Genomic DNA, 13,102 nt, shown 5'->3' with positions numbered 1-13,102 from the left:
AGAATTATCTAATTAAGGCTATTTATATCATAAAATCTGTTTTTTACATTATATTTTTTTCTTTCTTTTCTATCTTTGCGGCTTTTTTCCACTCGGCAATTTTCTTTTCCACTATACTGCTTTTCTGACTTTTCTCAAGTGTTGCTTTTATTTCGCTTTTAACACTGGATAGCTTCTTCACAGGATATGTTGTTTTCTTTATGCATTTTATAATGTGCCATCCAAAACTGCTTTGAACAGGATCTGATATCTGTCCCTCCTTAAGTGCTTTTGCACCAGCCATAAACTTGGAATCATAATTAGTATCATTGGCACTTACATCTCCAAGATCTCCACCATTATTCTTAGTCGCAGTATCTGTAGAAACCTCTTTTGCAACTTTATAAAAACTTTCACCTTTGTCAAGTCTGGCTTTTACCTTCTTAGCCTCACTTTCAGTTTTTACAAGTATATGGGAAAGATGCATTTTCGTAGGATATTCTCTATAATTATCTTTATTCTTATTGTAATAATCTTCAATTTGTTTGTCTGTAATTTTTATATTTTTAGTAAGCTTATTTGATATGTTTTCCTGTATCTCTTCATTTCTGACCTGATCTACATACATATCATTCAAAGACTGTTCTGTGAGTCCCTGCTGGCTTAAAGCCTCCTTGAACTTTGTAGCATCATTGTTAAAATACTGTTTTTTCATTTTGCTTACTTGATCTTTTGCATCAGCCTTAACTTTCGAGTCACTTGGAAGAACTTTCAGCTCTTTTGCTTTTTGACTTAATATCTTCTCTGTTACCATTGTATCAAGTATTTGTTCTTTCTGCGACTTTATCGTACTAACTGCTTCATCATTTTCCGAATAATCTTTTCCATACTGCTGCTTCGCCTGCTGAATCAAGCTAAGTGTATATGGATTTTTATCGAGTTCCCCTCGTGTTATCTTTTCTCCATTAACTACAGCAACAGTACTATTTGCTATAGCCTGGGGAGTCTTTTCTATCATGCTGCATCCTGAAACGGAAATTGCAACTGCAACTCCTAAAACAGCACTTAAAAGTCTTTTCTTATTCAACATTTATTCCTCCACTCTTTTATGTATTAAAACCAATAAATCTCTATTAAATTTACGTTAACAACCGCTTTTAAAACACAAACTAATTTTATCATAAATACAATTCCATAACAAAATCATTTTTGTTAACATTTTTTCAAAATTGCTGAAACTATTCTTTACCTTTAAACCCTGCCATTGATTCCATTAACTCTTTTATAGCAACTATAAGCTTCTCTCTTTTTATATTTTTGACGCTATAACCAAAGCCAGGCTTCTTATCCATCTTAAGTATTATGTTGTCTGAATACTTTCTGATTACTGATTTTAAAATTTCTGAATCTATCTTTTCCTTGTTTTTAAACGTAAATACAACTTCTTTTCCAGTTTCCTTTATCTCTTCTATCCAGAGTGATTTTCCTATACTCCTTATATATGCTATATACATAAGATTATATACAGGTTCCGGAATATCTGAAAATCTGTCTTCAAGTTCTTCTTTTATATCCATCATGTCATCATAACACCCTATAGCAGCTATTCTTTTGTATATCTCTATCTTCTGGGATTCATTTTCTATATATTTATTTGGTATATATGCATCAACCCTCAATTCAACCGTTGTTTCTACAGGCTCATCTTCGACCTCTCCTTTTACTAGTCTAATCGTATCTTCAAGCATTTTACAGTAAAGGTCATAACCTATTGCAGCCATGTGTCCATGCTGAGAAGAACCCATCATGTTTCCTGCCCCTCTTATTTCAAGATCCTTAAGGGCTATCTTGAATCCAGAACCGAGCTCCGTAAAATCTTTTATGGCCTTGAGTCTCTTTTCTGCCACTTCCGTCAATATTTTATCTCTTCTATATGTTAAATAGCAATATGCTATTTTATCCGTCCTTCCTACTCTTCCCCTCAACTGATAGAGTTGAGAAAGTCCCATCTTATCGGCATCATAGATTATCATTGTATTGACATTCTGTATATCCATTCCGGTTTCTATTATAGTTGTGCAGACGAGAACATTGTATTCATTGTTCATAAAGGATATCATTATGTTCTCAAGTTCTCTTTCCTTCATTTGTCCATGTGCAACTGCAATTCTTGCCTCCGGTATGAGCTTTGAAATGTAAGATGCCATTTTACCTATACTTTCAACCCTGTTGTATACAAAGTATATCTGTCCTCCTCTGTTTATTTCCCTGAGAATGGCATCACGTATAAGCTGGTCGTTATATTCTACAACATAAGTCTGTATAGGTCTTCTCTGCTCAGGAGGAGTTTCTATTACACTTATATCCCTAACCCCTACAAGGGACATATGGAGCGTTCTTGGTATTGGAGTAGCACTTAGAGTTAAAACATCTACATTCTTTCTCATCTTTTTTATTTTTTCCTTGTGGGTAACTCCAAACCTCTGCTCCTCATCTATTATCAAAAGTCCCAAATCTTTAAATTGAACATCTTTCTGAAGTATTCTATGTGTTCCTATAAGTATATCCACATTACCGCTTTTTAACATTTTCATAGTTCTTTTTTGTTCAGAAACACTTCTAAACCTGCTCACCATATCTATTCTTACAGGGAAATCAGAAAATCTTTTTATAAAATTGTTATAGTGCTGCTGGGCAAGTATCGTTGTAGGCACCAGAAAAGCCACCTGTTTTCCATCCATTACTGCTTTGAACGCAGCCCTTACCGCGACTTCTGTTTTTCCATATCCCACATCTCCACACAAAAGTCTATCCATTACTTTGTCTGATTGCATATCTGTTTTTATTTCCTGTATAGCGGTTGCCTGATCTGGAGTTTCCTCATATGGAAATTCATCTTCAAACTGTTTTTGCCATATGGTATCTTTTGAATATTTATATCCCTTTACCGTAGAACGAACAGCATAAAGTTTAACGAGATCATCTGCTATCTCCTCTATTGACTTTTTAGCTTTTTTCTTTGCTTTTGACCACTCTGTAGTTCCAAGTTTATTTATTTTAGGAGATTTTCCTTCACTGCCTATGTACTTTTGAACCATATCAAGCTGTTCCACCGGTACATACAGTCTGTCGTCGCCTGAGTATGCAAGTTCCAGATAATCCTTCCTGTGACCTTGAACATCAAGCTGTTTTATGCCTTTATATACTCCTATTCCATGATTTACATGAACAACATAATCGCCAAGCTTCAGCTCTGTAAAACTTTTTATCTTGTTTATTCCTTTTTTAACAGTTTTCTTTCTTCTTTTTCTCTTTGAAACAGCAAGCATATCGCCGCCCGATATAACACATACCTTCAAATCCGTATACTCGAATCCGTTTAATAACTTTCCAAAAGTTATTACAACCTCCCCATTTTTTATTTCATCAACTTTATCCTTGTAGCTGCATTCTATGCCATTTTCCTTCATGGCACTTGCAAGCCTCTCCCCTCTCGGCCTTGTACCCGAAAGTATCAGCGTCTTAAATTGTTCCTTTTTTTTATCTTTCACTTCTTCTATAAGGAGGTCTGGTTTTTCAACATAATTGTTTAAAGTCTTCTGTGTAAACTCTACTATACTTCTAGGGCTTAGATACTCGCTTGATTTCGCGATTGCATCCATTGTAATAAGTTCGTGCGACATAAGCAGACTTATTACTTGTTCTTTGTTTACAAGCAATTTAACCTGTTTTGGAAGTACACTTCCCCTCTCTAAAAAACTTTTATAATTTTCTTCAAATTCAAAATAAACACTGTCAAGTTTTCCAATGCATCTTTTAGTATCGTCAACCATTATAAAATAATTTTTTGTATATTCCAGGAAAACAGCAGGAGTATCATAAAAATATGGAAGATATCCATCTATTGTTTCAAATCCCCAGTTCTCCCTCAGTGACTCAAGGTTTTTATTGATTACTTCCTCAAGTCTGTCAGCCGCCTCATAATTTTCGTTTTCACGAAGCTTCTGGAGTACTTCATCTTTATCCTTTTCTATACTGTCATATCCTTTTTTTATACTGTCATCATCAAGTATAACCTCTTTTGCAGGAAATATCTCTATTGATTTAACTTTTTCAATACTTCTCTGTGACTCAACATTAAAATTTCTTATAGATTCAATTTCATCGCCGAAAAATTCTATTCTATATGGTTCAGCAAGTATAGGAGAATATATATCCATTATTCCCCCTCTTATTGAAAACTGCCCCTTTGAGTCAACCATATCAACCCTTTCATATCCGCATTGGACAAGCTTTCTGCTGAAATCCTTTAAATCAATGCTCATACCTTCCATAAGCTTAAATGTATACTTTTTATATAAATCACGTGGAACATACAGGGACGTCAATGCTTCTATACACGTAACTATAATCTTTTTTCCACCTTTAAGCATCTGCCTGATTACTTTTAATCTTTCCCATCTAAGATCTCCAGAAATAGCATCTATATTGTAAAATACAACTTCTTTTGTAGGAAGATAGTACACATTATTATCATAAAAAGATAAATCATCATAAATTTTTCTCGCTTCAATATCACTATGCGTCAGCACTAAAACCGATTTATTTATTTTCTCATATGCCGAATCAACAAAATAACTTTTTCCTGAATCAGAAAGTCCAAAAACTCCAATCGGAAATTCATTACTGTTAATTGAATCCATTATATGTGAAAACTGAACACTATTTTTCATGAGTTCCATAAATCCATTCAATCTCATTTTAACAACCACCCTATAAAATTTTTCAATTACACATAAACGCAGAATAACCGCTAGTCTCCTGAAATCAGGCAACTGCGGCAAAACACTAAATACTAAGTCCGTTAAATTTGTTCATAGCATCATACGTGCCTTTGTCTACAATACACTCCACTGCATCTTTTACAACTTTAAAAACCTTTTCTATATGTTTCCTATCTTCCTCTTGAAATCTCCCGAGAACATAAGAAACTATATCTGTGTTAGGATGTCCAACACCTACTTTTACTCTTGTAAATTTATCAGTATTCAAATTGGATATTATATTTTTTATTCCATTATGTCCTCCATGACTTCCATTATGTCTTATTCTTATCTTTCCTACCGGAAGACTTATATCATCCTGAATTACAATTATATTACCACTTTCTATCTTGTAAAAATCTGATGCCTGCCGTACACTCTCACCACTTAAATTCATATAAGTACTCGGCTTTAACAACATGACTTTTTTATTTTGTATCATTCCATTTCCATAAGCACCGCTGAATTTACATTTATTTATATCTATATCGTACTCTTTAGCTATAAAATCAATGGCATCAAAACCTATGTTGTGTCTAGTACAATCATATTTGTCACCAATATTTCCTAGTCCAACTATCAAAAACATGTTTATTCTCCAATCTATTTAATTCAAACATACAATGCAAAATCTACTATTTTCTATATACAGTATAATTATCCATATGGTTTTACACGTACACACAAAAGTTTTAACTTAACAGAAAACTGCTAAATTAAAACTCAATAACCCCGATATGGAAATATGCTTATATTATATCATATATAAAAACTTGATGCCATATATACACATTTACATTTAATTGTTTTCCTGCTTTAGAAGTTCTACAGTTACATACAAAGCCTTTCCGTCTCTCCAAATTTTACACTTGACTTTATCTCCTACCTTGTGAGAATTTATAATGGTTTTCACATCGTCAAGCTGGGTTATTTTCTTTCCATCCAGCTCTGTCAAAACATCAGTCGGTTTTATACCGGCCTTGTATGCGCCGCTTGATTTTTGTACTTCTTGAATATATATACCTTGAATGTTGTTGTTTTCCATAATTACATCCTCACCGTATATTCCAAGATACGGCCTTGAAACCTTACCGTTTTCTATAAGCTGCTTTATCACACTCTTTATCTCGTTTATGGAGATTGCAAAGCCCATACCCTCCTTGGATCCCAGTTTGAAACTATTTATGCCTATTACCTCACCATTCTCATTACAAAGCGGTCCACCACTGTTTCCCGGATTTATCGCCGCATCTGTCTGTATAACTTTATTATACTCTGATCCGTCATATTCTATCTTTCTATTAACTGCACTTATTATTCCTGCCGTAACTGATCCTGCAAAATCCTCGCCGAGCGGATCCCCTATAGCTATAGCCGCATCACCAACCTTAACCTTTGAAGAATCTCCAAGAGTGGCCTGGGGGAGATTGTTCGCGTTCACCTTTATAACCGCAACATCAGTTTTCGGATCCTGACCCTGAAGCGACGCACTCAAAATCTTCCCGCTTGATAGTTTTACAGTAACCTTATCTGCATCTTTTATTACATGGTAATTAGTCAATATATACCCTTTTGAATTTATTATTATTCCAGAACCACTGTCTGTGTCTTGAATTCCAAAGTATCCCTGGCTTTTGTTGCTTATCCCCACTACAGTTGGCCCAACCGTCTCAGCTACCCTTGCTATTGAATTTCCACTTTTAGCCGAATTGCTGTTATAATACTTTTGTACATTAGATTCACTTTCCCCACTACTATCCTTGGATTGCATTAATGTCTGATTATTGGGCGTATACACCTTGTCGGATTCCTTTTTACCTGCCACATATGCTCCCGATATTCCACCGGAAACCGCGGCTATAAGTATAAAAGAACAAAACTTTATAATTTTCTTTATATTGGACTTTTTTCTGGTGTTTATGAATTTTATCTTTGCAGTATCTTCATTTACACTCTGCCATTTCACATCTTTTACGCCATCATTTCTTTTATCATCCATTAATTACACCCCATAACACTCTTATTTATCGCTATTATAATAAAATTTTTTTACACAAGTATGAACAATAACATAATGATTTGTTAAATCCTCTTAAGGGTAAATGTAAATTCTACTCCTCCGCCTTCTTTGTTTCTAGCCCATATATCCTCTCCAAGCTGCGTAAGTATACTTCTTACTATTGGAAGACCAAGACCCGTACTTACCTTTGAGGTTCTTGATTTATCACCTTTATAAAATCTATCCCATATATGATTCAAATCATTTTCGTTTATACCTTCTCCATCATTAAAGACAGATACAATAGCCTTCGTTCCTTTTGTTTTCGTGTCAATTTTTATGTTTCCTCCCGGAACTACATATTTGACAGCATTGTCTATAAGATTTGTTACAACCTGTATTATTCTATCTTTGTCTGCAGCCACATAAAGTTTGTCATCTTCCATCCGAACATCCACTTTTAACTTTTTATTATTTATCTGCTGCTCTAATTTTATTACACATAATCTTACTACTTCATTTATATCCACCTTGTCAATTCTAAGCTTAAACTGTCCTGCCTCTATGGATGACAGGTCAAGAAGGTCGTTGACAAGTCTTGTAAGTCTCTGTACCTCTGAATATGCAAGTGACAGATAATAATTCTGTTTCTGCGGTGGAATTACGCCATCGAGTATTCCCCCTATAAATCCTTTTACGGAAGTTATGGGAGATCGTATCTCATGAGAAACATTTGATATAAATTCCCTTCTGTTTTTTTCAACCTCTTGAAGTGAATCAGCCATGCTATTGAATGAATCTGCAAGAACTCCTATTTCATCATTTGAAGATATGTATACTCTTTTTTCAACTTCCCCTTTTGATATCTTGTCAGCTACATAGTTTATTTTCTCAAGGGGTCTTATTATGATTTTTTGGGAAAGATAATATATCACAATACAGGATACTATGATTGCAGATATTGCAGATATCCATATTATCTGATAGACACGCTTCAGGGCACTGTTCAATTCACTTATGGAAGTATGTATCATTATGGCTCCTTTAAATGATCCTTTTGAAAAAATAGGAACTTCAAAGGTATGAACCGGTGAAACAAACATATTTGAATAGTTTCCCGTTCTGTCTACTGTTTTGTTTTCTCTAAGTTCCTTGAGATCACTTGTGATTATCTGCTTCGAAGTTGCTACAAGGTCCTTGTGCTGACTCTTTGAAACAGAATAAACATATCCATAATTATCCACAAGCCATATATCTGCTGAAAGATAATTGCCTATATAGGTTATAGTATTACTTATCTCACTTGAACTTATATTTCCATCAAGATATTCTATTGTTCTCTCTTTTATGAATTCGGATTCACGAATAACCTCAGATTTTCTCTGATTGAAATAATAATTTTGGAACCAGTATGACAAAAACGCAAATGTCATTACAAAGCTAAGCGATATTATAACCGTAAATACTACTACAAGTTTAGAAAACAAACCCCTTTTCATATTTATTTCACCTCAAACTTGTATCCTACACCCCATACTGTTTCTATCCGCCAGTTGGATCCTCCCTGAAGTTTCTCCCTCAGTCTCTTTACATGAACATCCACTGTTCTAGAGTCTCCCGGGTAATCATAACCCCATACTTCACAGAGAAGCTGTTCTCTTGTAAATACCCTGTTTTTATTGCTGGACAAATAATAAAGCAGTTCAAATTCTTTCGGCGGCATCTTTACTTCTTTGCCCTTGTATACAACAGTATATGAATTTATATCTATAGTAAGATCTTCAAACTTTAAAATTTCCTTGTTTTCATTGTCAACACTATATCTCCTGAGTACAGCCTTTATCCTTGCCAGCATTTCCTTTGCTTCAAAGGGCTTTACTATGTAATCGTCAGCTCCAAGCTCAAGTCCCAGCACCTTGTCAAATGTTTCACCTTTTGCCGTCAGCATGATTACAGGTGTTTCAAAATCCTTTCTTATCCATTTGAGAACATCTATACCATCAATATTCGGAAGCATTATGTCAAGAAGTACCAAGTCGGGCTTATACTCAAGGAACATATCCTCTGCGGATTTTCCATCGTGGCTTACCTTTACCTCATACCCTGCACTTTCCACATACATTTTTATTACTTCGCATATATTCTCGTCATCATCTACGATTAATACCTTTCCAATAGAACCCTCCATAATTTATCTCTACCTCTCTTCTAATCAAAAATAACCATTCATATATCACATAAATCAAAATAAAATCCATCATTGTATTTTATATCAACAATATTAATTTAACATATAAAACGCACAATATAGTAGCAAATACTTAAAATGTAACAAATAAGTTACAAATACAAATCCACTCCTCATGCGCAAAAAAACATGTAGAATAGACTCCTACATGTTTTTTGTCGCACTATATTAATCCTCAAATAATTTGCTGACTGACATATCACCATATATTCTTTTTATTGCTTCTGCAAATACAGGTGCTATTGATAAAATAGTAAACTTATCAAGCATTTTTTCCTTGGAAAGGCTTATTGTATTAAGCATAACAAGTTCCTTTATAACGCTATTGTTTATTCTTTCAATTGCAGGACCTGACAATACGGCATGAGTACAGCAAGCATAAACTTCCTTTGCTCCTCTTTCTATAAGTGCATTCGCACCGTTTGTTATAGTGCCCGCCGTATCTATCATATCATCTACAAGAATTACTCTCTTGCCTTTAATATCACCGATTATGTTCATAACCTCAGAAACGTTAGGTTTTGGTCTTCTTTTATCTATTATTGCTATTTGTGTATGAAGCTTATCTGCAAACTTTCTAGCTCTAGTTACACTTCCAAGATCCGGTGAAACAACAACTACATCATCCTTGTTGCAGAAGCCTTTATCTACAAAATATTTTGCAAGTATCGGCGCTCCAAGAAGGTTATCAAGCGGTATGTTGAAATATCCCTGAATCTGCGATGCATGCAGATCCATAGTAAGAACCCTGTCTGCTCCAGCAGCTGTTAATAAATCTGCAACAAGCTTTGCAGTAATTGGATCCCTTGCTTTTGCTTTCCTGTCCTGCCTTGCATAACCATAATACGGAATTACAGCTGTAATTCTTCCTGCTGATGCTCTCTTGAAAGCATCTATCATGATTAAAAGTTCCATAAGGTTGTCATTTACGGGATCATTAGTGGATTGAATTATAAATAAATCTCTTCCCCTTACTGTTTCATTAATATCTACAGATATCTCTCCATCGCTAAAAGTGGAAACCTTTGAATCTCCCACCTGCATGTTAAGAATATCGGCTATTTCTCGAGCCAAATCCGGGTGAGAATTTCCTGTAAATATTTTAATGCTTTTTCCATGGGTTATCATTTTTTTAAGCCCTCCTAAATTTTATTTCCTCAGTCTTTTTTATCTAGTCCTTTTTTGTGCACCCAGCCTTGCTTGTTTACCTGTCTTGCCCTTGCTATAGCAAGTGATCCTTCTGGAACCTCATCTGTTATAGTAGAACCAGCAGCTATATATGTATTATCATTCACCTTAACCGGAGACACCAAATTTGCATTGCATCCTATAAATGAATTGTCTCCAATTATGGTCTTGTTTTTCTTTTTTCCATCGTAGTTTACAACTACCGTACCACAGCCAAAATTACAGCCGGACCCAACTTCTGCATCTCCTATATAAGTGAGGTGAGATACTTTTGTACCTTTTCCTATGGAAGTTTTTTTAATTTCCACAAAATCCCCTATTCTTACAGAATCTCCTATTGAGCTTTCCGGTCTTATATATGCAAATGGACCTACTGTTGTATTTTTACCAATTTTGCTTTCCAATATAACAGAACTTTGAATTTTAACATTCTGCTCTACAATACTTTTCTCTATTCTTGACCCAGGATATAAAATACAATTTTCTCCTATAACTGTACCTCTTTGAATTACATTCTGCGGATATATTATAGTATCTTTTCCTATTTCAACATCCAAATCTATGTACGTAGATGATGGGTCTATCAAAGTAACACCATTTTCCATGTGCTTTTCATTTATTCTTTTTCTCATTATTTCTTCTACCTTGGACAATTGAAGTCTTGAATTCACTCCCCTAGTTTCATCAAAAGGGATAGTGATTGCCCCTATTTTCTTTCCTGAGTTTTTCATGACCTCTATAACATCTGTGAGATAATATTCCCCCTGTGCATTATTGTTGTCTATCTTGTCCAAACTAAAGAGAAGCGATTTTATATCAAAGCAATACATGGAGGAGTTCACTTCATTGACTTTAAGTTCCTCTTTGGAACAATCTTTATGTTCGACTATTTTGGAAACATCACCACTGGTCTCCCTGACAATTCTTCCATAGCCATAAGGATCATCAACTATTGAGGTAAGTACAACCGCACTGTACCCCCCGTTACGCTTGAACTCAAGAAGTTTTTTAATACTTTTGGCTTGTATAAGTGGTGCATCGCCTGTAAATATGGCAACAGTACCATCTTTTCCCTCCAAAAAACTTTTAGCACAGACAACCGCATGCCCTGTGCCTAACTGTTCTTCCTGTACAGAAAAACCTATACCCTTGTCCGATGCAGCTTCTCTTACTTTTTCTGCACCTGTTCCTATAACTACATCTATGTCGTCTATTTGTGCTTTTCTAACTTCATCTATAACTACGTTTACCATTTCTTTTCCACAAACTTTGTGAAGTACCTTCGGGATGGATGACTTCATTCTGGTTCCCTGACCGGCCGCTAATATTATAGCACAATTATACATTTTAACACCTCTTTATAGCATTAACTACATTTTATAACGTATATTATATAAAAGATTCATTATTATTATATTTTATATGTTTACTATTTGCAACTGCTGCAATAATAAAAAGGAGTATTTCTACTCCCCTTTATTATTCCTCAGCATTGTCTTTAGCAACAGCTTCTTCTTTTTTTACCTTTTCATACTCGTCAAGAATAGCACTTTGGATTTTTTCCCTTGTTTGAGTATTAATTGGATGTGCAATATCTTTAAACTCCCCGTCAGGAGTTTTTCTACTAGGCATTGCAATAAAAAGTCCGTTTTGACCCTCTATGACTTTTATGTCATGGACAACGAATTCGTTATCAAAAGTCACGGAAACAATAGCCTTCATCTTACCCTCAGCAGCAATCTTTCTAACTCTAACGTCTGTAATTTGCATATAATCCACCTCCAAGATGCTTATGTATATACTATTCTCTAAAATTTATATTTTTCCTTCTTATTTTTTTAAAAACTAAGAAGTTTTTTGAGATTCCAGCTACTCAACCGCCTCAGACGGAAACAACTGCGCATCACCCTTGTCATCAATACCTTTGAAATCGACTATGGACACATAGTCCCGTACAAGTTTCTTTGGAGTCTCAACATTATCTATAAGAACTCCGATACCAAGAAGTTCACTGTCAAATTCCTTGAGAAGATTTATTATGCCAACCGCTGTTCCACCAGCTCTCATAAAGTCGTCTATAAATATACATTTGCTTCCGGATTTCATTGCTTTTTTTGAAAGCGACATGTTTTGAATTCTTCCTGTAGAGCCCGAAACATAATTGATTGTAATCGTTGACCCTTCTGTAAATTTGCTTTCTCTCCTGACAACAACCATTTGAACTCCCAGCATTTTGGCGACTTCATAGGCGAGCGGGATTCCTTTTGTTTCAACTGTAACCACATAATCAACAGCTTTGCCTATGAACTTTGAGGCCAGAATAACTCCTGCAGTATATATTATTCTAGGATTAAACATAATATCAGTCATATAAAGGAAATTGCCTGGTATTATTCTTTCTCTATTTTTTAAAATAATACATAATCCTTCAGCAAATTCCCTGCTTTTTTCCTTTGAAAGTCCACATACATATTTAACCCCACCTGCAGCACCGGATACGGTTTCTATATTTCCAACATCCAATTTTTCAAATGTATCTCTCACCATAACTATATCTTCACTTACAGTTGATTTAGCAGTATTAAACAATTCGGTAAAGTTTTTTAGACTAATTATCTTGTTTGGATTTTCAAGCAAGATCTTGGTTATAGCTGCTATTCTATGATTTCTACTGAGCTTGTTGTGCATTTTATCACCTATCTATTAAAAATTTGCGAATAATTTCTTTTATTTTTATCCTATTATTCATATTGTATTCTAAAATACAATATGAATCAACAGCCATTTTATGTAACCCTCTTACAGTAATTTTAACAATAATTTTTTTACCATGTTTTTTTGGTGAATTTTTGTATATAATTATTA

Annotated in this window: 10 protein-coding genes; all 10 read right to left on the bottom strand. The window is 34.6% G+C overall.

Going from position 1 to position 13,102, the window contains the following annotated elements:
* Positions 1-43: 43 nt before the first annotated feature.
* Positions 44-1,069, bottom strand: a complete 1,026-nt coding sequence (locus tag AC4CVH_RS14755) for a peptidylprolyl isomerase (protein ID WP_490788504.1) — start codon at positions 1,067-1,069, stop codon at positions 44-46.
* Between the two features lie 148 nt (positions 1,070-1,217).
* Complete coding sequence (gene mfd, locus AC4CVH_RS14750; RefSeq protein WP_490788503.1) at positions 1,218-4,739, bottom strand: transcription-repair coupling factor; 3,522 nt, start codon at positions 4,737-4,739, stop codon at positions 1,218-1,220.
* An 88-nt stretch (positions 4,740-4,827) separates the two neighbouring features.
* Positions 4,828-5,391 (bottom strand): aminoacyl-tRNA hydrolase, encoded by a 564-nt coding sequence (gene pth / locus AC4CVH_RS14745; RefSeq protein WP_490788502.1) that lies wholly within the window; start codon positions 5,389-5,391, stop codon positions 4,828-4,830.
* A 210-nt stretch (positions 5,392-5,601) separates the two neighbouring features.
* Positions 5,602-6,801, bottom strand: a complete 1,200-nt coding sequence (locus AC4CVH_RS14740) for a S1C family serine protease (RefSeq protein WP_490788501.1) — start codon at positions 6,799-6,801, stop codon at positions 5,602-5,604.
* An 83-nt stretch (positions 6,802-6,884) separates the two neighbouring features.
* Positions 6,885-8,300, bottom strand: a complete 1,416-nt coding sequence (locus AC4CVH_RS14735) for a sensor histidine kinase (RefSeq protein ID WP_490788500.1) — start codon at positions 8,298-8,300, stop codon at positions 6,885-6,887.
* A 2-nt stretch (positions 8,301-8,302) separates the two neighbouring features.
* Positions 8,303-8,989, bottom strand: coding sequence for a response regulator transcription factor (locus AC4CVH_RS14730; protein ID WP_490788499.1), 687 nt, complete (start codon positions 8,987-8,989; stop codon positions 8,303-8,305).
* Between the two features lie 228 nt (positions 8,990-9,217).
* The gene (locus AC4CVH_RS14725) at positions 9,218-10,177 is read right to left on the bottom strand and encodes a ribose-phosphate pyrophosphokinase (protein ID WP_490788498.1); all 960 of its coding nucleotides are present in this window, start codon (positions 10,175-10,177) and stop codon (positions 9,218-9,220) included.
* A gap of 29 nt (positions 10,178-10,206) precedes the next feature.
* Positions 10,207-11,583 (bottom strand): bifunctional UDP-N-acetylglucosamine diphosphorylase/glucosamine-1-phosphate N-acetyltransferase GlmU, encoded by a 1,377-nt coding sequence (gene glmU, locus AC4CVH_RS14720; protein ID WP_490788497.1) that lies wholly within the window; start codon positions 11,581-11,583, stop codon positions 10,207-10,209.
* A gap of 133 nt (positions 11,584-11,716) precedes the next feature.
* Entirely contained in the window at positions 11,717-12,007 is a 291-nt protein-coding gene (spoVG, locus tag AC4CVH_RS14715) for a septation regulator SpoVG (protein ID WP_490788496.1), read from the bottom strand.
* 99 nt (positions 12,008-12,106) lie between these two features.
* Positions 12,107-12,925, bottom strand: coding sequence for a pur operon repressor (gene purR, locus AC4CVH_RS14710; protein WP_490788495.1), 819 nt, complete (start codon positions 12,923-12,925; stop codon positions 12,107-12,109).
* Between the last annotated feature and the right edge of the window lie 177 nt (positions 12,926-13,102).

The organism is Clostridium pabulibutyricum (genome assembly GCF_058242705.1).
This window is presented reverse-complemented; position numbering and strand designations above follow the sequence as displayed.